The organism is Myxococcus stipitatus DSM 14675, assembly GCF_000331735.1.
GTDB lineage: Bacteria > Myxococcota > Myxococcia > Myxococcales > Myxococcaceae > Myxococcus > Myxococcus stipitatus.
In genome coordinates this window covers 4,413,629-4,436,511 of sequence record NC_020126.1, presented here as the reverse complement: position 1 = coordinate 4,436,511, position 22,883 = coordinate 4,413,629, and the positions used below count along the sequence as shown (strand labels likewise).

The 22,883-nt window shown below is 68.8% G+C and carries 20 protein-coding genes and 5 tRNA genes; 10 read left to right on the top strand and 15 right to left on the bottom strand.

Features of this window, described 5'->3' with window-relative positions; all coding sequences use genetic code 11:
• Positions 1 to 2: 2 nt before the first annotated feature.
• The 9 genes from MYSTI_RS17460 to MYSTI_RS17420 form a co-directional block, all read right to left on the bottom strand.
• Positions 3 to 78, bottom strand: a tRNA-Thr gene (locus MYSTI_RS17460).
• Positions 79 to 104: 26 nt separating this feature from the next.
• Positions 105 to 180 (bottom strand) — tRNA-Gly (locus tag MYSTI_RS17455).
• A 9-nt stretch (positions 181 to 189) separates the two neighbouring features.
• Positions 190 to 273: transfer RNA gene (locus MYSTI_RS17450), tRNA-Tyr, on the bottom strand.
• Positions 274 to 352: 79 nt separating this feature from the next.
• Positions 353 to 425 (bottom strand) — tRNA-Thr (locus MYSTI_RS17445).
• Positions 426 to 558: 133 nt separating this feature from the next.
• Positions 559 to 1,365 (bottom strand): 23S rRNA (guanosine(2251)-2'-O)-methyltransferase RlmB, encoded by an 807-nt coding sequence (rlmB, locus tag MYSTI_RS17440; RefSeq protein ID WP_015349097.1) that lies wholly within the window; start codon positions 1,363 to 1,365, stop codon positions 559 to 561.
• Between the two features lie 5 nt (positions 1,366 to 1,370).
• Positions 1,371 to 1,820, bottom strand: a complete 450-nt coding sequence (locus tag MYSTI_RS17435; RefSeq protein WP_015349096.1) for a hypothetical protein — start codon at positions 1,818 to 1,820, stop codon at positions 1,371 to 1,373.
• 64 nt (positions 1,821 to 1,884) lie between these two features.
• Entirely contained in the window at positions 1,885 to 2,889 is a 1,005-nt protein-coding gene (locus MYSTI_RS17430; RefSeq protein WP_015349095.1) for an ATP-grasp domain-containing protein, read from the bottom strand.
• An 81-nt stretch (positions 2,890 to 2,970) separates the two neighbouring features.
• Positions 2,971 to 4,248, bottom strand: coding sequence for an adventurous gliding motility lipoprotein CglB (gene cglB, locus MYSTI_RS17425; protein ID WP_015349094.1), 1,278 nt, complete (start codon positions 4,246 to 4,248; stop codon positions 2,971 to 2,973).
• 243 nt (positions 4,249 to 4,491) lie between these two features.
• The gene (locus MYSTI_RS17420; protein ID WP_015349093.1) at positions 4,492 to 4,884 is read right to left on the bottom strand and encodes a DsrE family protein; all 393 of its coding nucleotides are present in this window, start codon (positions 4,882 to 4,884) and stop codon (positions 4,492 to 4,494) included.
• A 533-nt stretch (positions 4,885 to 5,417) separates the two neighbouring features.
• On the opposite strand from MYSTI_RS17420, the gene MYSTI_RS45685 reads away from it, so the two are divergent.
• The 4 genes from MYSTI_RS45685 (at position 5,418) to hrpB (ending at position 10,478) form a co-directional block, all read left to right on the top strand.
• On the top strand, positions 5,418 to 5,615 hold the full coding sequence (locus MYSTI_RS45685) for a HEAT repeat domain-containing protein (RefSeq protein WP_420811523.1): 198 nt from the start codon (positions 5,418 to 5,420) through the stop codon (positions 5,613 to 5,615).
• Positions 5,616 to 5,665: 50 nt separating this feature from the next.
• On the top strand, positions 5,666 to 6,370 hold the full coding sequence (locus MYSTI_RS17410) for an HAD family hydrolase (protein ID WP_015349091.1): 705 nt from the start codon (positions 5,666 to 5,668) through the stop codon (positions 6,368 to 6,370).
• Positions 6,371 to 6,446: 76 nt separating this feature from the next.
• The gene (locus tag MYSTI_RS17405) at positions 6,447 to 7,877 is read left to right on the top strand and encodes a hypothetical protein (RefSeq protein WP_015349090.1); all 1,431 of its coding nucleotides are present in this window, start codon (positions 6,447 to 6,449) and stop codon (positions 7,875 to 7,877) included.
• A 36-nt stretch (positions 7,878 to 7,913) separates the two neighbouring features.
• The gene (gene hrpB, locus MYSTI_RS17400; RefSeq protein ID WP_015349089.1) at positions 7,914 to 10,478 is read left to right on the top strand and encodes an ATP-dependent helicase HrpB; all 2,565 of its coding nucleotides are present in this window, start codon (positions 7,914 to 7,916) and stop codon (positions 10,476 to 10,478) included.
• Positions 10,479 to 10,490: 12 nt separating this feature from the next.
• Here hrpB and MYSTI_RS17395 read toward each other — a convergent pair whose 3' ends face one another.
• Positions 10,491 to 10,967 (bottom strand): GNAT family N-acetyltransferase, encoded by a 477-nt coding sequence (locus MYSTI_RS17395; RefSeq protein WP_015349088.1) that lies wholly within the window; start codon positions 10,965 to 10,967, stop codon positions 10,491 to 10,493.
• A 463-nt stretch (positions 10,968 to 11,430) separates the two neighbouring features.
• On the opposite strand from MYSTI_RS17395, the gene MYSTI_RS17390 reads away from it, so the two are divergent.
• Complete coding sequence (locus MYSTI_RS17390) at positions 11,431 to 12,480, top strand: hypothetical protein (RefSeq protein ID WP_015349087.1); 1,050 nt, start codon at positions 11,431 to 11,433, stop codon at positions 12,478 to 12,480.
• A 121-nt stretch (positions 12,481 to 12,601) separates the two neighbouring features.
• A complete protein-coding gene (locus tag MYSTI_RS17385) occupies positions 12,602 to 13,390 on the top strand; it encodes a hypothetical protein (protein ID WP_015349086.1) in 789 nt (262 codons plus the stop codon).
• A gap of 89 nt (positions 13,391 to 13,479) precedes the next feature.
• Here MYSTI_RS17385 and fdxA read toward each other — a convergent pair whose 3' ends face one another.
• From fdxA to MYSTI_RS17365, 4 genes are all read right to left on the bottom strand, one after another.
• On the bottom strand, positions 13,480 to 13,815 hold the full coding sequence (gene fdxA / locus MYSTI_RS17380; protein ID WP_015349085.1) for a ferredoxin FdxA: 336 nt from the start codon (positions 13,813 to 13,815) through the stop codon (positions 13,480 to 13,482).
• A 105-nt stretch (positions 13,816 to 13,920) separates the two neighbouring features.
• Positions 13,921 to 15,012 carry an aspartate-semialdehyde dehydrogenase gene (gene asd / locus MYSTI_RS17375; RefSeq protein WP_015349084.1) on the bottom strand — a complete coding sequence of 364 codons (1,092 nt, stop codon included), beginning with the start codon at positions 15,010 to 15,012 and terminating at the stop codon, positions 13,921 to 13,923.
• Positions 15,013 to 15,084: 72 nt separating this feature from the next.
• Positions 15,085 to 15,435 carry a rhodanese-like domain-containing protein gene (locus MYSTI_RS17370; RefSeq protein WP_015349083.1) on the bottom strand — a complete coding sequence of 117 codons (351 nt, stop codon included), beginning with the start codon at positions 15,433 to 15,435 and terminating at the stop codon, positions 15,085 to 15,087.
• A gap of 105 nt (positions 15,436 to 15,540) precedes the next feature.
• The gene (locus MYSTI_RS17365; protein WP_015349082.1) at positions 15,541 to 16,692 is read right to left on the bottom strand and encodes an acyl-CoA dehydrogenase family protein; all 1,152 of its coding nucleotides are present in this window, start codon (positions 16,690 to 16,692) and stop codon (positions 15,541 to 15,543) included.
• A gap of 154 nt (positions 16,693 to 16,846) precedes the next feature.
• Between MYSTI_RS17365 and MYSTI_RS17360 the strand changes: the two genes are divergently transcribed.
• Positions 16,847 to 16,918: transfer RNA gene (locus tag MYSTI_RS17360), tRNA-Cys, on the top strand.
• Between the two features lie 79 nt (positions 16,919 to 16,997).
• Here MYSTI_RS17360 and MYSTI_RS17355 read toward each other — a convergent pair.
• A complete protein-coding gene (locus MYSTI_RS17355) occupies positions 16,998 to 18,563 on the bottom strand; it encodes a right-handed parallel beta-helix repeat-containing protein (RefSeq protein ID WP_015349081.1) in 1,566 nt (521 codons plus the stop codon).
• A gap of 120 nt (positions 18,564 to 18,683) precedes the next feature.
• On the opposite strand from MYSTI_RS17355, the gene MYSTI_RS17350 reads away from it, so the two are divergent.
• The 3 genes from MYSTI_RS17350 (at position 18,684) to MYSTI_RS17340 (ending at position 22,840) form a co-directional block, all read left to right on the top strand.
• On the top strand, positions 18,684 to 20,477 hold the full coding sequence (locus MYSTI_RS17350; protein WP_233278301.1) for a SpoIID/LytB domain-containing protein: 1,794 nt from the start codon (positions 18,684 to 18,686) through the stop codon (positions 20,475 to 20,477).
• 121 nt (positions 20,478 to 20,598) lie between these two features.
• A complete protein-coding gene (locus tag MYSTI_RS17345; protein ID WP_044280804.1) occupies positions 20,599 to 21,837 on the top strand; it encodes an energy transducer TonB in 1,239 nt (412 codons plus the stop codon).
• A 70-nt stretch (positions 21,838 to 21,907) separates the two neighbouring features.
• Positions 21,908 to 22,840: a cation diffusion facilitator family transporter gene (locus MYSTI_RS17340; RefSeq protein WP_015349078.1), complete on the top strand. Its 933-nt coding sequence runs from the start codon at positions 21,908 to 21,910 to the stop codon at positions 22,838 to 22,840.
• Positions 22,841 to 22,883: the final 43 nt, after the last annotated feature.

Here is a 22,883-nt window from a genome sequence, read left to right as displayed (position 1 = left end):
AATGGAGCCCTGAACCAGGATTGAACTGGTGACCTCATCCTTACCAAGGATGCGCTCTGCCAACTGAGCTATCAGGGCTTGGCGATACTATGAACTACAACGTTTGGAGCGGGAAATGGGATTCGAACCCACGACATTCAGCTTGGAAGGCTGACGCTCTACCAACTGAGCTATTCCCGCGTTGCCGAGTGGAGGGAGATGGATTCGAACCATCGAAGGCGTAGAGCCGGCAGATTTACAGTCTGCTCCCTTTGGCCGCTTGGGTATCCCTCCGGAATTTTCACAGCAACTGCTTACTACCCCACCCCGTTACTGCTCGTCTCGGGCCCTTATCCGCGGCCCCGTCCTGCTTGGCCGGCGGCGGGACTTGAACCCGCGACCTACTGATTACAAATCAGTTGCTCTACCGACTGAGCTACACCGGCACTCATCCGGCTCCTACCCACCGCCCTACCCCACCTCCACCGGAACCGTCAACCGCCCGGCGCCGATGTGCGAGGCGCGCCCTTTTAGAAGTACCCATCACCCAAGTCAAGGACATTGATCCCAGGTGCCGACCTACGAACGGGAAGGGCTCCCGCGCTGCCGGGCGACCTCATATAGCAGAACGCCGGCCGAAACGGACGCATTGAGTGAACCGACCTGACCCGTCATGGGAATCCGCAGGCGATGGTCGCAGTGCTTGAGGACCCCCTCCCGCACACCCGGCCCTTCGGCGCCCACCACCAAGGCAAGTGGACCGTCCAGCCGAGCACTCCACATGGGCTCCGTTGCCCCTACGTCCGCGGCCGCCACCCAAAGCCCCGCCTCCTTCAGTTCCTCCAGGGCACGGGAGATGTTGACGACACGCGCGACCAGGCAGTGCTCCACCGCTCCAGCCGAGGCCTTGGCCACCGTGCCCGTCACCTGAACGGCCCGGTCCTTGGCGATGACGACCCCATGGGCCCCCAGCGCGTGGGCGGACCGGATGATGGCTCCCAGGTTGTGCGGGTCCTGGATTCCGTCGAGCACCACCACGAGCGGTGGCTTCTTGCTCGCCTTTGCGGCATCCAGGATGTCCTCCAGATCCGCGTACTTGAAGCCCCGAAGCTCCAGCACCACACCCTGGTGAACGCCTCCGTCCGCCATCGCCGCGATGCGCTCGCGGGACACCTTCTCCACCCGGACGCCGGCCTCCCGGGCCCGGCTCAGCAGCTCGCCCGAGGCCCGGGCCGCCAGCTGCCCCTCCACGACGTACAACCGCTCCACCTCATCCGGCCGGGCCCGCAGGGCCTCGAGAACCGGATTGACCCCAAAGACGTGGCGCAAGGAGGAATCTCCACCTTCGCGCTCGCCACGACCACCTCGAGAGGGACGCTCACTCATGGGAACTAGAGAACCTCGACGGGAACGGAGAGGGTCTTCTGCTGGCGGGCGCAGATCTTCTCCGTGCAGATGAAGAAGACGAGCTTGGCATCCACCGAGCCCTTGCCAGCCGCCGCCGCGGAGAACGGGACCTCGAAGCGGGGGTCCACGAACTGCTGCCCCGCGGCCTTCTTCGACACCGAGTCCTCGCGACCCAGCTTCTCCTTCGCCACCGAGACGTGCGAGGCCTTCACGTCCAGCTTCAGCGGGGCCTCCTCGGAGACGTGCGCGCCGGACTTCGTCTTGACGGACACAACGAACACGCCCTTCTCCCCCGCCTTGACCTGCGAGGAGGAGCCCTCCGTGGACACGTCATAGAGGCTCGCGGGGTCCACCTCATCGGCGAACACCGGGGCCGTCCAGACACTGGCCACCAGCAAGGCCGCAACGGAAGTGAGCTTTCGGAAGTTCGTCATGGGCGAAGTCTCCTGGAAACGGGTGGTGCGTATCACGCCTGCGACGCAAGAGTCGGCTTTCTCTTCATGTCCCCCCAGGCCCTCGGTTGGACGTGCGGCTCGCACGCTTTCCACGAGGCGCGGGGGACGGCGGCAGGATGGCGTCGGGAAGAGGCTGAGGGGGAATGAGGTCCGGAATCGACACGGGCTCCGCTCCCGCCACGAGTTCCTCGGCCCGAAGGATGATGGGGGTGGCCAGGTCCAGGCCCGTCGCGGCCTCCATCTCCGGCAACGCGGGGGAGCTATTCACCTCGAAGACCTTCGAGTGCCCCTCCACGTCCAGCAGGTCCACCGCCGCCACTTCCAGTCCCACCAGTCGCGTGGCCTTCTCCGCGGTGGCTCGCTGGCCGGGCGACAGCTCCATCGCCTCCAGGCGCGCGCCCTTGATGAGCGTGTGAGCAAGCCTTCCGGGCCTCGGTCGGCGGCGCACCGCGGCCACCGCCTTGCCTCCCACGACGAGCACCCGCACGTCCTGGCTCGTGCTCTTCACGTACTCCTGCATCACGAGGTTGTGGCCCAGGCCCAGGACCGCCTCGAGCGCGGCCTCCAGTGACTGGAGGCTCTCACACACCATCACCCCATGCTTCTCCTGCCCCTGGAGGAGCTTCACCAGCACGGGCACCCCGCCCACCAGGCCCACCATCTCCTTGAGGTGTGCGGCATCCCGCGCCATCACCGTCGCGGGGATGGCGATGCCATGGGCCGACAACAACTGCAGCGAGCGCATCTTGCTGCGCGACTGGGCAATGGCCTGGGCGTGGTTGACGAGCGGAACCCCGCTCAGCACGAACTGGTTCACCACCGCCAGGCCGTAGGTGCTGATGGACTGCGCAATCCGCGGCAACACCACGTCGGTGGGCGCCAGCTTCTTGCGGTCGTAGTAGAGCGTCGCGCGCCCACTCCCATCCAGGTGCATCTGCACTCGGAGCGGGTTGAGCACCCGCATCCGGTGACCTCGAGCACGCCCCGCCTCGACAAGGCGTCGAGTGGACGGAATGGAAGCGGAGCGCGAGAGGAGCGTGACTTTCATGGGTGGGGACGGCGGCCGGACCGCGGCGGGGGACCTATAATCCCCACACCCTTCCGGGTAAAGCCGCCCCCGCCCAGCGGCCTAGCGCAGCCGGATGGCGCGAATCTCGATATTGACCGGCGCTTCGGGGCGCGAGTTCTTGATCCGGTCGCAGGTCGCGCCATTGAAGCGCACGCCGTCCGGCGTCAGCTCCCAGGTCGCATCACTGGCCACCGTGCGCTCACCCTCGACGTACACGACGATGAGCTTGGGGTCCGACGGAAGCTGCGGCCCCTTCAGGCGAATCAGGCACGGCTCCGGGTTGATGAAGTCCTTGCTGATGAGCTCCAGCGCGGCGGAGAGCTCCGCCTGGTTGGCCGCCTGATAGAAGCTGCGGCCGCAGAGGCCCGTCACCCTGTTGCAGGTATCGCTGGGGCCACAGGCCGTCGGGTCATCCGTGCACGAGCGAGCAAAGCCACCCGCCGCCGCCATCGCCTGGAGCACCGCCGGGCCATCCCCCGACGCCGTCTCCGCGCCAAAGCCGATGACGATGGTCGTGACGCCCTTGGCCTTCAGTTCGCTCACCGCCGCCACGGAGGCGTTCGTGTCGAGGCAGCCTCGGCGCTCGTAGGTGGCGCTCGTCGTGCAGAGGCTCCCCGCGATGGTGCACTTGCACTGAAGGGGGTTCTCCTTGCCGGAGTACTCGTTGCTCGCATTGCAGTTGGGCAGACCGTCGGTCAGGAGGATGACGAACCGCTTGCGGTCCTCGTCCTGCATGCTCGGCTGGTTCCCCAAGAACCGGAGACTGCCGCTCGTCGGGGTGCCACCCAGCGGACGCCCGGTGCCCGCGTTGGGGATGCCCTGGATGAGCTCGGTGATGCTGTTGGCGTGAGCCCGCAGCGAGGAGTCATCCTCCGCCGTCGGCAGGTCCTTTCGAATCGACAGCGACGTGGAGGCGTTGCAGGCCTCGGCGCCCAAATCGCTCTTCGACTCGGGATACGTCGTGAGGCCAAAACGGACGTACTGGCCCGTCTTCGTGAGGAACCCGGGGACCGCGGCCTGAAGCTCCGTCCAGCGCGTGGGGCACGTCGCCGTGGGGCACGGCAGCTCACCACCACAATTCGTCGTCCCGCCAGCCCCATCCGAAACCTTGCACGACGGAAGCGAGGGGTTCACGGGGAGGGTCATCGAGCCCGAGACGTCCACCAACATCATGACGTTGGGCTTGCTCGCGAGGGCGGTGATGGTCTCCTCGACGGTTGTCTGCGCGATGGCGAGCGGCTCCACCGGTTCGAAGTCGTAGGACTGACAACCCGTGGCGACGACACCCGAGAGGGCGCCGAGAACAAGAGCGCTCAGGAGGGGCAACTTGGCGCGCATAGGCAATGAATTCCTTCTGCTTCTCGTGGGGGGACGCGGAGCTCCGCGCGGCCGGAGTTCTACGGGGACGGCTCAGGGGCAGAGTAACGCGTGACTCCCCTCTGAGGCTACAGCCTCAAGAAGGGGGGCCTCAGGTTCGACTGGTACTGCGAGGTTACAGCAGGGACCGATGCCAGACTCCCGACAGGCGCACACTGGGTGTGGCGTGCGCGACATCGCGGGCCCGGCATGTCTGGCGGCGACCTACAGCGTCAGCATGCGGGCTCCTTGAGTGAGCCGCCACAGTGAGGCGAGGCCCATCACCTCATCCAGCGGGCCTTGAAGGGACTCCGGCTCGAAGCCACACAGGCGCACCGTCGTGTCGCAGGCGATCAACTTCGCCCCCAGCGCCCTCGCCTCCTCCAGCATCCGGGCCGGCGGCGGCAACCCCAGGGCCTCGCCTCTCACGTGCTCTTCCTTCTCCCGCACGCCGTCCGGCTGGCCGAAGGTTCCGTCGACCCAGGCACGCAACGCGTCGAAGGCCAGGACGAAATAGACCTCGTCCCCCATCGCCACGGCGGTGATGCCCATGGAGCTCGCCTGGAACGCAGGCTCATACGTCGCGTGCTGAAGAAAGAAGAAGACACGTCCGGCCATCGACGGAGCACCATACCGGGGTTCCTGTTCGCCCGGGCAACCGGCGTATAACCCGGCACGTCCCCCAGCCAGAGGCGTTCCTCATGTCGATGCCGACACCGCCGCCCTCCTCTCGCACCCGCCGTTCGCGTGCCTCGTCCCAGCGCGGATGGTGGCTCCTGGCGCTCGGGGCCGGGATTTTCACATCCACGGGGGGAACCGCGCTCGCCCTCTCTCGTTCCGCCACGGAGCCCGCCGCGGCCCCCCTCTCATCACCCCCGGGCGAGCTGCGGGCCCAGGTACTGGCCCTGCTCGATGCGGCCCAGGGCCCCATCCGCGAGGAGCAGTGGCGACGGCTCGGGACTCAAGCCGTGCCCATCCTGAGCGCCGTCGTCACGGACAACTCCAGCGTCCCGTCACGGCGCTCCCGGGCCATTGCCTCGCTGGCCCTGGTGGACCCCACTCAAGGCGCCCGCTCCATCCAGGAAGTCCTCGACGATACACACGCTCCCGCCGATGTTCGGGTCAGCGCCGCACAGGCACTCGCGCAGTGCATGGGGGTCGAGGCCATTGGACTCCTCGCCGCCCGGCTCGCGGACCGTGAGGACCCGGTGCGCGAAGCCGTGGCCCTGACGCTCGGGCGACTGGGAGGACAGCAGGCTCGACAGGTCCTCGAGGAGCGACTCCCCGTGGAGGAACGCCCCCTCGTGCGCGAGGCCCTCCAACGGGGGCTCACCCTCGCCGAGCCTTGAGCCCCCGCGGGCGCGACTCGGGACTCGCGTCGGCCGAAGGCTTCCGTTAGATGGGGGCCATGCGCCCCACGGTCCTCCTGTTCGATATCGACGGCACCCTCATCACCACCGGCGGCGCGGGCCGCCGCGCCATGGACCTGGCCTTCGAGCAGCTCCACGGACGCCGCGACGCCTGCAACTCCTTCCACATGTCCGGCATGACGGACCGGGCCATCGTCCGTAAGGCCCTCCGCGTCATCGGCGTCGAGGACTCGGAAGCGGCCATCGACGCGGGCATCGCCGCCTATCTCGCCCACCTCACGGATGAGGTCCGCAAGGTCGACGAGCAGCGCTACATCGTCTTCCCCGGCATTCGCGAGGCCGTCATCGAGGCACGCAAACGCGAAGGCTTCGCCGTGGGTCTGGGCACCGGCAACATCCGCGCGGGAGCTCGAGTGAAGCTCGAGCGCGTGGCCATCCATGACCAGTTCTCCTTCGGAGGCTTCGGCTGCGACCACGAGAACCGCGTGGAGCTGATTCGCCGAGGCGCCGAGGCTGGCGCGGCGACACTGGGAGTCCCTCGCGAGGAGTGCCGCGTGGTCATCATCGGCGACACGCCCATGGATGTCGCCGCGGCCCTGGGCATTGGCGCGGAGTGCATCGGCGTGGGCACCGGTACCTACAAGGCCGAGGCCCTGCTGGAAGCCGGCGCACATGCGGCGTTCCCGGACTTCACGCACCCCGAGGCCCTTCCGACCTTGCTCGGCGGACGCTGACCGAGGCCTTCCGCCCGCGCTCGGACTCGAGCTCGGGCTGTGATATCTCCCGCCGCCCTCCCGAGGAGCCCGCCGCATGTCATCCACGCTCGAGTCCTATGAGCTCATCCGCTTCGCAGAGGCCTTTGAAAGCCGGCTCGCGACAGCGGGAGAGATGCTCGCCGGTCGCCCCGGACTGGAGGCGGAGAAGAGCTGGTTGGCCACCGCGCTGGAGCTGGTGCGCACCACCCGCTCCCCCGCCGCGGGCGTTGTCGACCGCGTGAAGGACCTGCCCGAGTTGGAAGAGGCGCGTGAGGAGTACGCCTTCCAGCAGCAAGGGCTGTGGGTCGATGCCCTGGAGAAGCTGCACGCGGGCATCACGTTCACCGCCAGCAGCCGCGCTCCCGTCATCGAGGCGCTCTTCCCGCACGTCAAGTTCGCCCAGCTCAGACGCGCGCCTCGAGAGATCATCTTCGAGTACGCCACGTCCTACGAACGGCGAACCCGCAGCGCCTACGTCTCGCGCATCTTCGCGCGCGAGGACTTCGCCCTCGTGAGGCCCGTCATGGAGACGGTGGCCACCGCGCATTCCGAGTGGCGCTCCAGCCATGAACCCGCCCCACTCTCCCCTGAAGTGGAGATCGTCCTTCGCGAGGAGCTGGTGAACCTGGGGCGCAAGTTGGAGATTGCCCTTCGACAGGCCCGCCTGCTCTCGGAAGCCGCGCTGGTTCCCGTTCCCAGTGTCCATGAAGCCGCGGCGCTCGGACTCAAGCCGAAGCGGCGCGCGGGACGTGGGCTCGCCCCCTCCGATGACGGCATCGCGGCACTCGACCTGGATCCCGCGGACTCGATGGAGCCCACCGAGGCGGAGCTCGCCGAGGTCGCCGCACTGGACGCTGGGACTCCTCCTGCCTCCGAGATGGATGCACCCGAGGGCGCGGCAGCAACCGACGTCGATGGAGCGACCGAGGACGCAGCAGCGTCTTCCACCATTTCGCAGGAGTCCGCGGCCCTCTCGGATGAAAGTGCGCCTCCGTCCCCTGCACTCCAGCAGGATGACTCAGTGCCAGCGGAAGCAGGTTCACCGCCCACGGAGGGAGGGCTCCCTCCTTCTGACGAGGCGTCCGCACGAAGCCACGGGCCTCGCGGACGCAAGCGTGAGGCAGTCCACTCGGAGGAGCTTGATGCGGGAGAGCCTTCCGCGGCTGCAGACTCCGAGACGAGCGACGAGCCCTCCGTGGCTGGTTCAAGTCCGGCCGCTGAATCCGCTGCCGAATCGGACGGCCCGCGTTCTTCCGCGCTTCGAGGCCGCGGACGCAAGCGCGCCTCGGAGGCGGGCCCGGCCCCCAGCACCGAACCGACTCCATCGGAACCCGCTCGAGCCCAACCCGCACGGGAGCGTACTCCTGCCCGCGCGAACTCCGTCGAAGAGACCTCTTCCGAGGGCTCTCGCGCCCAGGCTCCTTCCGTGAGGAAGAAGAAGGGCACTGCGTCGAGCTCCGGCGCCGCTGGAACCGAGTCTCCCTAAGCACCCACTGGCTCGCGCCGCTCGAGGAACCCGTCCATGGCGGACGTCGCCCTTCCCATCGACCCTCTCCTCCCGGAAATCGTCTCCACCCTGCGAGGCTCCCGCTCGCTCGTGCTGGAGGCCCCTCCTGGTGCGGGAAAGACCACGCGTGTCCCTCGCGCGCTTCTCGAAGCCGGGCTCGGCGAAGGCAAGGAGATCGTCGTCCTCCAGCCACGCCGACTCCCGACCCGGCTCGCCGCGCAGCGCGTCTCCGAGGAGATTGGCGAAAACGTCGGCGAATCCGTCGGCTACCAGGTCCGCTTCGAGGACGTCCGCAGCGCGAAGACTCGTCTTTCCTTCGTCACCGAAGGGGTCCTCGGCCGGCGCCTCTTGTCCGACCCGACCTTGCGCGACGTGGGCATCGTCGTGCTCGACGAATTCCACGAGCGCCACCTCTCCGCGGACATCTCGCTCGCGCTGCTGCGCCGACTTCAGGAGACGCGACGCCCCGACCTCAAGCTCGTCGTCATGTCCGCGACCCTGGAGGCCGAACCCGTCCGTGCATACCTTGGAGGTTGTCCTTCTCTCCGCTCCCAAGGACGCCGCTTCGACGTGAGCGTGGAGTACCTCCCGACTCCCGATGACCGGCACCTCGACCAACAGGTCCTCTCCGGCATCAAGCGACTGTTCGCTCAAGGCGTGGATGGCGACGTGCTCGTCTTCCTCCCCGGGGCCGGGGAAATCCGCCGCACCCGAGACGCCTGCGCCGAGTTCGCCGAACGCCACGGCGCCGACGTCCTCCCCCTCCACGGAGACCTCTCACCCGCGGAACAGGACCGCGCCGTGCGCAGGAGCTCGCGCCGGAAGATCATCCTCTCCACCAACGTCGCCGAGACCTCCGTCACCATCGACGGCGTCGCCGTGGTCATCGACACGGGACTGGCTCGCGTGGCCAGCCACTCCCCCTGGTCCGGCCTCCCGACCCTCAAGCTGTCCAAGGTCAGCCGCGCCTCCGCCATCCAACGCGCGGGCCGCGCCGGCCGCACACGCGCGGGCCACTGCCTTCGCCTCTACACCCAGCACGACTTCGACGGACGCCCTGACCAGGAAGCCCCCGAAATCCGCCGCATGGACCTGGCGGAGACGGTGCTCTCGCTGCGCGCGTCCGGCGTGACGGACCTCGGTGCCTTTCCGTTCTTCGAGCCGCCTCCCGCCGCCTCGCTCGATGCTGCGGAGACCCTGCTGCGTCGGCTCGGCGCCGTGGACCCTCAAGGCCGTGTCACCCCGGTCGGCCAGCGACTCCTGCGCTTCCCCGTCCATCCACGCCAGGCGCGCATCATCGTCGAAGGCGAACAGCGCGGTGTCGGCGCCGATGCGGCCACCCTCGCCGCGCTCATGGGTGAGCGCGACATCCGCCGCGAAGCCCGAGCCAACCTGGGCAGCGGTGGCCGCGCGGCCGCCGTGGTCAGTGGCCCCTCGGACCTGCTCGAGTTGCTGGAGCGATTCCGCGAAGCCGAACGCTCGGGGTTCTCCTCCGGACGACTGCACTCCCTCTCGCTCGAACAAGGCGCCGTGCAGTCCGTGGACCGCGTGCAGAAACAACTGCGGCGCGCCGTTCGCAACCAAGGAGAACAACCCCAGCGCGCCGAGGACCGCGAGCAAGCCCTCATGCTCAGCGCCCTCGCGGGCTACCCGGACCGCGTTGCCCGACGACGCCGGCCGCGTGCCCCCGAGCTGCTCCTGTTCGGCGGCGGCACCGCCTCCCTCTCCGAGATGAGCGTGGTGCAGGACGCGGACCTCATGGTCGCCGTGGATGCCGAGGAACGCCCAGGACGCGGCGCCGTGGTGCGACTGGCCAGTGCCGTGGAACCCGAGTGGCTCCTGGACCTCTACCCCGAGACGCTCGAGGAGGTAGACACCCTCCAGTGGAACGCCGAGGCACGCCGCGTGGAGCGACTCACCCGGCTCTCCTACGGCAACCTTGTCCTCGAGGAGACGCGCACCCCCGCCCCTTCCTCGGAGCAGACCGCGCGGGTGCTCGTCGAGGCCGCGCTCGCCGCGGGCCCAGGACGATTCGCCGACCCCGACGCACTCCAACAGTGGCGGACCCGCGTGGCCCTGCTCGCCCAGGCCTTCCCCGAGGCGAAGTTCCCCACCGTCGATGATGCCTTCCTGCGGGATGCCCTCGCGTCCCTCTGCTCGGACGCGCGCAGCTTCAAGGACCTCGAGGGCGTGTCCCTCATCGACGCGCTCTACGCGCGGCTGACGTCCGAGCAGCAGCGCCTCCTCGCGGCGCACGCCCCCGAGCGCGTGACGCTGCCGGGAGGCCGAGGCGTCAAGGTGAACTACGAACCGGGCAAGCCCCCCTGGGTAGAGTCACGCCTCCAGGATTTCTTCGGGATGGCCCAGGGCCCCAGCGTGTGCGCGGGCCGCGTGCCGCTCGTGCTGCACCTGCTGGCGCCCAACATGCGCGCCGTTCAGGTGACAACAGACCTGGCGGGATTCTGGGAGCGCCATTACCCCGCGCTCCGCAAGGAACTGGGCCGCAAGTACCCGCGTCACTCCTGGCCGGAGGACCCCAGGCACGCGCAGCCGCCAGCACCGCGTCCACCGCGGCGCTGACGTCGGCGACGACTAGAAGCGCTTGCGCATCTCCAGGTGGTCGATGCCTCCCTCGAGGAAGACCGTGCCCATCTCGGAGTAGCCGTGCTTCTTGTAGAACTCGAGCGCGTACAGCTGGGCATGCAGCATGATGCCCCTGACGCCACGGCGACGCGCCTCCTGCTCCAGCGACGTCAGCAGCAGTGAGCCCACGCGCGCCTTGCGGTGCGCCTGAAGCACCGCCATGCGGCCCACCTGTCCCCACGGGCCCTCTTCGCCCGAGGGCGGCTGGGCGAGCATCACCAACCGACCCGTGCCGATGGCGTGACCACTCTGATGCGCGATGACGTGGTAGGCGTGCGCGTCTTCCGCGTCACGCTCGATGCCCTCGGGGACGTGCTGCTCCTCGATGAACACCACCTCGCGGATGGCGAGCGCCTGCATGAGCTCCGCCTCGTCCAGAATCTGGGTGACGGTAACGGGCGCGGTTGTTTCCGTGGGACTGGCCATGTCGAGGGCAAGGTACACAAAAGGGAGCGAGGTCAACAGGCGGAAAAGCACCCGGACATGTCAAGGCCCCAACCGTCCACCAGACCCCTCCCTTCCGTCCCTTTCGAGCCCGCCGCCACCACGCACTTCCCTCTCCCATCACACCCTTCCAGCCCTACCTACCGGGTTCACCTCGCGCTCCATCATCCAGGCCCGTCTCCTGCGGTGCTTCGGGCCCCTCGCCTCCCTGCCCGTCCCTCATCGCGACCGGCTCACGGACCTGGTTCCCCGCGTGATGGCCTCGCGACGGCCCGCATCGCGATGGGCCTCCCGACACCTGCCGCACTCCCGTTCGATGGACTCTTCGCAGGTGCGCTCGCGACGCGCGTCCCGCACGGAAAGACACGCCCACGGCAGTCAAGCCGCGGCGCTTCTCGGGCCGAGGCTCTCCGCGAGCGGCTCGGAGTGGTAGGCTGGTCCCCGTATGCGTACTGCCCCACTGCTCGCACTTGCCCTGGGCTTGCTGGCCAGCCCCGCCATCGCTCAGCCCGAGTTCTTCTTCGGCACCGGTGAAGCCCCTGTCTTCCGCGAAGAGGGCGTGGACAAGCGCTTCATCCGCACGCGCCTGTCCCAGGCCTTGGACCAGGGCACCGCCGACCCGAACTGCGCGCAGGTCGTGGGCGCGTTCCTGACGCTGCTCGGCGAAGTGGGCACCCAGTTCCACAAGCGCGATGAGAACTTCATGCTGGACCCCGCGCTGGTGCAGGCCCTGGGGACGCAGCTCGTCACCGAGCGCTTCCCCGGCAACAGCTACTTCGTCGCCATGGTCCGCCGGGTGCTCATCGACCAGAAGCTCCGCGCCGAGTGGCTCCAGACCGCCGAGTCACTGCTCCCCTACTACCCCGCCATCGACCTGGACCGGCTGCGCTTCCTCGCCGACGGCGTGAAGCCCGTGGACAGCTTCCTCCTCACCTTGCCCGTGCTGCGCGAGCGCTACGCCGAGGAAGTCAAACGCGTCAACTCGGTCGCGGTCTCCACCGCCGAGGCCCTGTTCCGCGACAACTACCTGGACCACGAGCTGGCCTTCAGCGGAATGGAGCTGGTGGACGTCAAGCTGGAGAAGCCCAAGAAGAAGCGACTCAAGAAGGGCGAGGAGCCCGAGCCCGAGCGCATGGTGGCTCGCCTCACGTGGATGGAGCCCGAGCTCGAGGCGACCGCGATGTACGAGTTCAAGTTCGGCAAGCCGCGCAAGCGCGAGCGCGTGGAGATTGTCGCCACCCTCCAGGACAAGCAGTACGCCGACCTCAACAAGCTGCTCAAGGGCAACCGGGTCCTCGTGCGGGGTCGCTTCTGGGAGTACAAGAAGGGCATGAGCATCATCGAGCTGCGCGATGCGCTCATCTTCCCCGAGCGCGACTGGGCGCGCGTCGGCACCCTCGTCGAGCCGATGGCGCTGGCCTCCTGCCCCCTGGCCATCAACGACCTGACGGGCATCGCCCCCATCCAGCCCGGCGCCTTCGGCAAGAATCGCTGAGCCAGCTCCATCCCGCCCGGGAGCCTCGTTCCCGGAGGATGGACGGTCTGCATCACGCCTCGCGGCGGTGACCCGCTGGCATGTTGACTGCTTCGTCCCCGCCCGAACCGGAGCGAGGGACATGATGAAGGTCGACAGCGAATCCTCAGCCACCAGCCACACCGCCACGCGAGAGCGTCCTGACGGGGAGCGCTTCCAGCGCACCCTTCAGGAAGCCTCGGCCCGGAGAGGCCCTCCGCCCCCTCCTGAATCGGCACGCGCGGCCACCACGCGCCCCCTGCTCCCGCGCTCCGCCGGATTGAACACCGCGCTCGCGGCCTCCCGGGTCGTCGCCACATCGCGCGGTGCCCTGTCCAGCCCGGAGCACCTCGCCACCACTCGCAAGGCCATGCATGTGGAGTCCCAGCGACTGGGCAGCGTGCGCGTGGAAGGACACGCCTCCAGCCAGGAGCGTACGGAGCAGCGGATCACCGACCTGTTCCTCCGGGAACTCTCGCTCAGGGAGCCCGGCTTGCGCCCCACCCCACCGAGGGACGCGGGGCCCGGGATGGCCGCCTCGCCTCCAGACACATCCCCGCGGACCGCGACACCCGAAGGCATGACTTCGGAGGGGCGCGTGATGGCGAATGGCACCAGCGGCCCTTCTCGCACCGAGGCCCCCTCCCACGCCGAATCAGCCGTGGAGCTCATCGAGCGCATCGAGGTCTTCGTGAAGTCACAGCGCCCCGCGATGAGCCTGAGCGTCCGGGGAACGCTGAACGCCACCGTGGAGGTGGAACGGACGGGCCCTCGGGAGGTGGTGCTGCGCATCCAGGGCCGGACAGGCCCCGTTCCCACCGAGGACGTCGCACGGCTGAGGGATGCACTGGAGGCCCGTGGGCTGCGGCTCCGCGCGCTGCATGCTGGGTAAGACGGATGCCAGGAACGACAAAGACCCTCGCGGCCACGGAGGGCGCGAGGGTCTTTTGGAGACTCACGGGCGCACGAGGCGCCAGGGGCCTACTTGCCGGGTGCGGTGTCCAGCAGCGCGCGCTTGTCTTCCTTGGCCTTGAAGTCCTCGGCCTCGGGAAGCGACGCCTTCTTCTCCGCGATGTTCGGCCACTTCGTGGAGAAGTCCGCGTTCAGCGCCTTGTACTCCTTCCACTTCCCCGGCAGCTCAGTCTCCGGGAAGATGGCCTTGGTGGGGCACACGGGCTCGCACGCGCCGCAGTCGATGCACTCGTCGGGGTGGATGACCAGGAAGTTCGCACCCTCGTAGAAACAATTGACCGGGCAGACCTCCACACAGTCAGTGTACTTGCACTTGATGCAAGGGTCCGCGACGACGTAGGCCATGAAAGCTCTCCTCTAGAAATCTTCAGCGCGTCCGTGGGCGCGCAGACTAATGGTTCGTTCCAGGGATGGCACCCTGAATTTGTGCGACTTGTGCGGCGGATGTCGCTAACGGCCGAGCAACCCCTGGGCCCGAAGCTGCTCGGCCACAAGGATGGACCCGCGCGCGGCCCCCATCTTGGTGTTGTGGGAGACGAGCACGTACTTGAAGCCGTTCTCCAGCACACCATCCTCGCGCACGCGTCCCACCGTGGTGGCCATGCCCCCGTGGGTCTCCCGGTCCAGCCGGGGCTGGGGACGGAACGGGTCGTCCATCACCTCAATCCACCGCTTGGGGGTGGACGGCAGGTCGCGGGCCACCTCGTCGCCTCGCCACTCGCGCATCGCCTGGATGACCTCGGCCACCGTGGCCTTGGTGCCCAACGAGACGAAAACGGACTCGGTGTGGCCCTCGAGGACCGCCACGCGGGTGCACGTGCAGGACACCCGGACGTCGTGGGGCGTCAGGGCCGAGCCCCCCGCGTTGAGCGCGCCGAGGATCTTCTTCGTCTCCGCCTCGACCTTCTGCTCTTCCTTGGGGATGTAGGGGATGACGTTGTCGAGGATGTCCATGCCGATGACCCCCGGCGAGCGCCCCGCACCGGACATCGCCTGGAGGCTGGTCATCAGCACCGCCTTCACCCCGAAGCGCTCGACCAGCGGAGCCAGCGTCACCGCCAGGCCCGTCGTCGTGCAGTTGGGGCTGGGGACGATGAAGCCCTTCCAGCCGCGCCGGCGCTGCTGCTCGCGCACGAGGGGCGCGTGGGAGGAGTTGACGGGGGGGATGAGCAGCGGGACGTCATCCTCGTAGCGGAAGGCGCTGGCGGCGGAGAAGACGGGGATGTCCTTGGCCAGCCGCGGCTCCAGCTCCCGCGCGACGTCCGCCTCCACGGCGGAGAAGACCAGGTCGTAGTCCTGGGCCTCGAGCGCGTCGCCGCTCACCACCGGCATCCGCGCCATCTCGGGCGCGAGCGGCTCCGGGACGAACCACGCGGTCATCCCGTTGGCGGTGCGCAGCGCGTCCCCGTAGGATTTGCCCGCCGAGCGAGGCGACGCGGCCAGGCCGGTCAGCTCGATGAACGGGTGATTCCTGAGGGCGGCGATGAACTGCTGGCCCGCGAGTCCGGTCGCACCAATGAGGGCAGCACGAAGCTTTGCCATAGGGACGGCTCTCCAAGGGATGAAGTCCGCCGCTCCATACACCCTTTGCCGACGCACCGCATCCACCGAACCTCAGCGAGGCAGCGCGAGCTGAGGACGGGCATGGCGCTCGGTGGGGTAGCCCCCTCGAATCCAGGCCGGAAGCCCCCCCTCGAGGCAGACCGCCTCGCGCCCATGCATCCGCAGCAGGCGGCAGACGCGGCGGACGTCGGAGCCGTCCTGTGCGCCACCGCACAGGACGATGAGCTCGTCGTCGGGGAGCATGCGGTGTTCCCGGGCGACCTCACCGGGACTCATCCTCAAGGCGCCAGGGATGTGCAGGGCATGGTGTTCCCATTCAGCGGGGGTGCGGCAGTCGATGACGAGCAGCTCGTCATCGCCCAGGCGCAGGTACAGCTCGGTACACAGGATGGTGGGCTCCACGAAGACCTCCGCGGGGGCTCTCGGGGCTCAACCCGGGCCCTCGCGCATCTCTTCCATCCCGCCTGGACGCCTGCCCCACCCCACCGCCCGCGTCCCTTAGGGCCGCTACAAGCCCAGCTGCTTGGCGATGATGTCGTTCATCACCTCGCTGGTCCCGCCGCCGATGGGCCCCAGGCGAGCGTCCCGCCAATGCCGCTGGATGTCGTACTCCATCATGTAGCCGGCGCCCCCGTGGAGCTGGAGGCACTCGTCCGCAATCCGGCAGGCCGTCTCCGTGGCCACCTTCTTGGCCATGGACGTCTGGGCCACCGCCCACTCGCCCGCCGAGTGCAGGCGCAGGGCGTGGTAGGTGAGCTGGCGCGCACACTCCCGGGCGGTGAACAGGTCCGCGAGCTTGTGGCGAACCACCTGGAGCTGGCTGAGAGACTGGCCGAAGGCGCGGCGCGACTTCACGTGCTCGACGACTCGCTCCAGCATGTCGTCCATGGCGCCCACCGCCCCGAGCGCGAGCGACAGCCGCTCCCACTGGAAGTTGCCCATGATTTGCGCGAAGCCCTGATTCTCCACGCCCAGCAGGTTCTCCGCGGGGATGCGGCAGTCCTCCAGGAAGAGCTCCGCGGTGTCCGAGGCCCGCCACCCCAGCTTCTTCAGCTTGCGGCCCACGGTGAAGCCAGGGGTGCCCTTCTCCACCACCAACATGGACAAGCCCTTGTGGCCCGCGGAGGTATCCGTCTTCACCGCCAGCACCACGAAGTCCGCACGAACCCCGTTGGTGATGTACGTCTTGGAGCCGTTGACGACGTAGTGAGCACCGTCGCGGCGGGCCGTGGTGCGCAGCCCCGCCACGTCCGAGCCCGCGTCAGGCTCGGTGATGCCGAGCGCGCCAATCTTCTCGCCTCGAATCGCGGGGGCCAGCCAGCGGTGCTTCTGCGCGTCCGTCGCGAACAGGTTCAGCGGGCCGGTGGAGATGGTGAACTGCGTCCCCAGCCCCGCGGACACCCCGCCCGAGCCACAGCGCCCCAGCTCCTCCAGCAGCACGGCCTCGTAGAGCGGGCCCGCGTTGGTGCCACCGTACTCCACGGGGTACTTCAGGCCCAGGAAGCCCAGCTCGCCAAAGCGCGTGAAGAGTTCCCGAGGAAACTCCTCCGCCTCCTCCCACCCCGACACGAAGGGGAGGATCTCCTTCTCCACCACCGCCCTCACCGTGCGGCGAAAGGACTCGTGCTCCTCCAGGTACAGCCCATGGCCATGCAGCATCAGCGAACCCCTCGGTGCGAATCGGCGCGCCAGGCCCACAGGGGCGGCACGCGGCCTTCGAGCTGAATGGTAGCGGTATCCCGCGCGCTCCCGCTTCCGCTGAATCCTTGACCGGGCGGCGGCGGGCTGCGTATAAACCCGGCCCCAAGCCGTCGGCGCCATAGCCAAGTGGTAAGGCAAAGGTCTGCAAAACCTTCATTCCCCGGTTCGAATCCGGGTGGCGCCTCATCCAAAAGAGAAGCCCGATGCGGAAATCCACTCCGCATCGGGCTTTTTCTTTTCGTCCGCTCGAGCGCGGTGCCGGGTCAGCAGCCCAGTTCCACGGCGCCGATATCGGGGGCCCCGCCACAGAAAGGCAGGCCCACGTCGACGCCCTTGTCCACCGCGTCGGTGCTGGGGCTGAAGGCCTCACCCAGGCCGGGAGGACCGCTGATGGAGGACGCGTCCCCCGTGGTCGCCTTGAACTGGTCCGGGCTCACCACCACGCCGTTGCGCTTGAACTGCCCCGTGGGCGAGATGAGGTTGTTGCCCAGCTTCAGCCCCGGCGCCTGACCGCCCAGGTCCACGGCGACCGTCCCCTCGATGATGTTGTTGCGCACCACCGGCGTCTGGGTGGGGCCTCCCGTGCCGTGCCCCATGATGAGCGCCGTCGTCGTGGCGGCGACGGTGTTGTTCACCACCACGGTGCCCTTCGAGTTCTCGAGGCGGATACCGGTGCCCTCCCCGCCCCCCGCGTTGGTGATGTTGTAGACGCGGTTGCGCCGCACGACGATGCCCGTGGGCATGGGCCCGGAGCGGTTGCCACCCACCGAGATGCCCTTGGCGCCGTCGTAGATTTCATTGTCCTCCACCAGCACGTTGCTCGCGGAGTAGTGCACCACCAGGACATCCCCCTTCGCCGTGCTCGTCGGGCGGAAGTTGTGCATCCGGTTGTTGCGGATGACCACGCCGTAGCAGGTCTTGATGTCCACCGCGTTCTCACGGTTGCCGTAGAAGTGGTTGTTCTCCACGAGCAGGCCCTCCGCTGGAGGCAGCGAGCTGAAGCCCTCGGGCCCCAGGCACTGCACGGAGTCACCTGAGTTGTCGTGGATGTCGTTGTTGCGGACGGTGATGTCCTTGGACGTGGGCTGCACGACGACGCCGTGCGAGTCCTTGTTGCCCGTGTTCTTCACGAAGCCGTGGATGTGGTTGTTCTCGATGATGGCGCCCGTGGCCTTGTTGAACGTCGTCACGGCCGCACCGCCCCCACCGTCGCGCAGCTCCGAGTTCACCAGCATGGAGCCCGTGACGTCGCCCTCGAAGGTGACGCCGAAGAGCGGCTGGCGCTGCACGTCGATGGTGAACCCGTCGATGACCCAGTTCGGACGGCGCACCTGCACCATGCCGCCCGTGCCGGGCCCTGGGATGATGCGCGCGCCGCCCTCGCCCTGGAGCGTGATCTTCGCCTCGGGGGTCCCCGCCTTCGCGTTGGCGCCGATGATGACGCGCTCCGCGTAGGAACCCGCCTGGACGCGGATGAGCTCGCCCGGGCCCGCCAGGCCGACGGCCTTGTTGATGGTGCGCAGCGGCTGAGCGGCGCTGCCGTCGCCGCCGTCATTGCCGGAGGGGCTCACCACCCACTCGCGGGTGAAGTTCGTGCTGGCCGCGGCGCTCAGCGCGGTGGCCTGGACACCCGGCTGCGGCGACGGCGTGGCGATGGCCGCATGGTCCGCGTGGGCAGGCAGGGCCGCCACGGGGGTGTTGGGAACGGGCTGCACACCGATGGGCGGCAGGCTTGCTCCGTGGGCAGCCGAACCGAGCATGAAAAGGCTGGTGGCCAGAGCGGCCACGGGAGTCTTCAGCGTCAGGAAGTTGCCTTTGAAATTTCGCATGAGCAGGTCCAACGCCAGGCCCGGCGCGGTCTATTCGCTTCACGACAAGTACCGGCACACGGGCCGCCGGGCGTCCGGTCCGTGACAGGCCCCGGGCCGGCGGGTACGGTGCCGCCCCCTGTGCGCACCGCCGTCCCACTCCTGCTCTCCGCCCTGCTGCTCGCGACCTGCGCGAGCCCTCGGTCGTCCGGCCACCTGATAGAGCGTCCGGTGGCACTGCCACCCGAGGAGCCCCTGGACGCCGGGACGGATGGAGGCACGCCCCCCTCGAGCGAAGACGCTGGGACGGAGGATGCGGGCAGCGAGGCCGTGACGTCCCCCGGGGCCTCCGGAAGCGACCTGCTGGCTCATGGGATTCCAGGGCCCGGGGAGCTCAAGCGGCTGGACTTCCGGGGCGGTGAGCCTCGGCTCCCCATCCGGCTCATGGAGGGGCGGCGCGAGGCGACATTCTCTCCTCGGGGGCGCATGCGGATGCGCTTCGGCGGGACGGTGGAGAAGATGCTCGACGCCGCGGCGGGGACCCGCTGGACGGTGCGCGTGACGCAAGGCGTGCCGGCGGTGCTCTCCGCGCGCGTGCAGCTCGGCGAGCACCGGTTCGCGGACCGCGAGGGCCTGGCGGCGGCGCAAGAGGAGTGGCGGGCCCGAGGCATCGCCGTGCGCACCCACGTCCTCGGCGCGGTGTACGGCATCGCCGGCAAGGTCATCGACAACCGGCGCTCGCTGCTGCTCGTGGACGAGGTGCTCTCCCCCGAGGACGCGGCGAAGCGGCAGGCGGACCTGCTCCAGCGCTTCGGCGTGCGGACCCTTCTCTTCGAGGAGGCGCAGACCCCCGCGCGCGCCATCCTGGAGGTCCGCGACGAGTCCGGCGCCGTGGTGGGCCTGGCGCAGGACCGGCTCGACGCCGAGTCACCGGAGGGCGCCGGCTTCGACGTGCGCCAGGTCGAGTACGGCGTGGGCTACGACTTCCACGGCTTCGAGGACCGCACGTTCCGGGGCGCACTCCAGTTCTCCGTGGACCGCGCGGGCCTGCTCGCCGTGGTGAATGTCGTGCCCCTGGAGGACCTGCTCAAGGGCCTGGTCCCCGCTGAAATCTTCGCCCGCGCCCACCCGGAGGCACTCCGGGCGCAGGCCGTCACCGCGCGCGGCGAGGTGCTGGCGAAGGTGGGCATCAAGCACCTGGCCGACCCCTACCTCCTCTGTTCGGAGCAGCACTGCGCCGTGTACCGCGGACGCACGGGCGAGGCGGCCAGCACCACCGCCGCGGTGGAGGCCACCCGAGGCGAGGCCCTCTTCAGCGCGGATGGCCGGCTGGTGGACTCCGTCTACAGCGCCGTGTGCGGTGGCCACACCGAGGACAACGACATCGTCTGGGGAGGCCCACCGGACCCGAGCCTCCGTGGACGTCCGGACATCCTGGAGCCCGCCCCGGACACGCCCTCCCCCTCCCGCCTCGCGAAGTGGCTCTCGGCGCCCGACCTGAGGGCCGCCTGTCGGCTCTCCAGCTTCGCCCAGCCCAGCAAGTTCCGCTGGGAGAAGCGCTTCACGGCGGCCCAGGTGGACGCGCTCGTCGCCCGGCTGGGCGTGGGCCGGGTCCAGGCGATGAGCCTGTCCGAGCGAGGCGTGTCCGGCCGGGCCCGAGTGCTCTCCTTGTCTGGGGACCAGGGGGCCACCCAGGTGCGCGGAGAGCTCAACATCCGCAGGCTGCTGGGCATGCTCAACAGCAGCATGGCGGTGGTGGAAGCCGAACGGGACGCCGAGGGCCGGCCCACCCATTGGGTTTTCCGTGGCGGCGGCTGGGGCCACGGAGTAGGGATGTGTCAGACGGGCGCCATCGGACGGGCCGAGGCCGGACAGCGCTACCAGGAAATCCTCCACCACTACTTCAATGGTGCTGAAGTCGCTCCCATCTACTGAAGTCCAGGCGAGGGCGCGCCGGTGGAACCGTGCACGCCTCGTGAATGTCCTTCCTCATCCCCCTGTTCTGCCGCGAACGGGACGGGACTAGGCAGCGGGCCCGGAGGTTTATCATCGCGCCGTGAGCACGGGTTCTTCTCCGACAGACTGGCGCCGCAAGCGGCGGCGAGACTCACCCTGGCGACTGCTCGCCGCGGTGCTGCTCGCCCTGGTGGCACATGTCGCCTACCTGGCCATCGTGCTCTTCACGGGGACGCTCTCCCCCGCGTCCCATGAGCGCAAGCCCGCCTCGCGCCCCCCGACGTCCGTGGCGGTGCGGCCGTTGACGCAGGACCAGTGGGCGAAGAACCGCGGCAAGACGGACCCGAAGTCGAAGACGACCGAGCGCCCGCGCCTCCAGGACAAGAAGCCCGAGGAGAAGAAGCCGGAGACCCGTCCCCAGGGACAGGTGGTGGACCTGGCGCCCGGGAACAACGAGGAGGCGCCGGACGCGAAGTACCTGGCGGAGCACAACAACCGCGTCAAGAAGGAGACGCGGGCCCGGGAGCAGACGCCCAACTACCGCAACGCCATGCCCCAGCGCACGGCGCCCGAGGCCCAGGAAGGCGCGGACACGGAGCCCACGGCGCCGCGCATCGCGGGCAACAACGGCATGGGCAACGACGACCGTCCCCTCGCCGAGGGCGGCCAGCAGTTCGCCTTCGAGGTCCCCGACATCCACCGCCGCAACGAGATGAAGGTGAAGTCGGACCCCACCACGCCCGGCGGGGTGTCCGTGAAGAACCAGAACGAGAGCGAGGAGATGACGGGCAACGGCAAGCGCCTGCGCATCCAGCCGGGCACGGGGGGCCAGGAGGAAGGCTCCTCGGGGCGCATCGGCTCGCCGGGAATCGCCTCGCTGATGCCGTCGCGCGCCGCCATGGACAAGGTGCTGGGGGCCGCGCCCAATGACCACCTGCGCGACGTGGAGGAGGGAGACGGCACCCTGCTCAACTCCCGCGAGTGGAAGTACGCCAGCTTCTTCAACCGCGTGAAGCAGAGCGTGGGCATGCACTGGAATCCCAATGAGTCGCTGCGCCTGAGAGACCCCACGGGCCGGATGTACTCGGGGAAGGACCGGCACACGCTCCTGGAGATCACGCTCGACGAGAAGGGCCGCGTCACGGACATCCAGGTGGAGAAGAGCAGCGGCCTGGACTTCCTGGACATGGAGGCGGTGTCCTCGTTCCAGCGCGCGCAGCCCTTCCCCAACCCGCCTCCGGGGTTGCTGAGCGACGACTCGAAGGTGCGCTTCTCGTTCGGCTTCTTCCTGGAGATGGGCGGCGGCCCGCGCATGCGGCTGTTCCGGCAGCCCAACTGACGTTCGCCAGGGCACGCGCATCGCGCCAGGTCCTCGCGGACGGGCGCGGTTCCCACTACGGTGCCGCGCCGTGGACACCCCGCTCAACGACCGCACCGCAGAGCTCCAGCAGCGCAGCAAGAACATCCGCTTCGTGTTGTTCGCCATCCTCCTGGCCAACTGGGTCGTCGCGGGCGCCAAGCTCGTCTTCGGCTTGATGAGCCAGTCCGCGGCGGTGACGGCGGATGGACTTCACTCGTTCATCGACGGCGGCTCCAACGTGCTGGGCCTGGTGGCCATGGGTGTGGCCTCCCGCCCCGCGGACGAAGACCACCCCTACGGACACGGCAAGTTCGAGGCGCTCGCCTCGCTGGGCATCGGCGCGATGATTGGCATCGGCATGCTGGAGCTGGGGCGCATGGCGCTCGACTCGCTGCTGCATGACCGGCACGTCGAGGTGACGCCCGCCATGGCCGTGGTCATGGTGCTCACCCTCGCCGTCAACCTGGCGGTGACACGCGTGGAGGGCCACTACGGGCGCAAGTACAAGAGCAGCCTGCTCCTGGCCGACGCCAGCCACACCCTGTCGGACGTGTTCGTGACGCTGGCGGTGCTCGCCTCGCTGGGCCTGGTGGCGCTGGGCTTCCCCAAGGCGGACGGCATCATCGCGCTGGGCGTCATGGTCTTCGTCGCGTGGGTGGCCTACGGCATCGTCCGGCAGGCGGTGAACATCCTCTCGGACACCGCTCGGTTGGACCCCGCGCAGGTGGCGCAGCACACCATGTCCGTGTCCGGCGTGCGCAGCTGCCGCGACGTGCGCAGCCGAGGCATGGAGGAGAGCGTCTACGTCGACCTCAAGATCGAGGTGGACCCGAACCTCACCACCGCGCAGGCCCATGAAGTCGCGGACCGCGTGGAGCGCACGCTCCAGGCCGCCTACCCCCAACTGGTGGACGTGGTGGTGCACGTGGAGCCGGAGCACGGCGACCAGGGTGCGCCCCGGCCGCATGGCCACCACGCCTGAATGACAAAGGCCGCCTCCCCATGACGGGAGACGGCCTTCGACT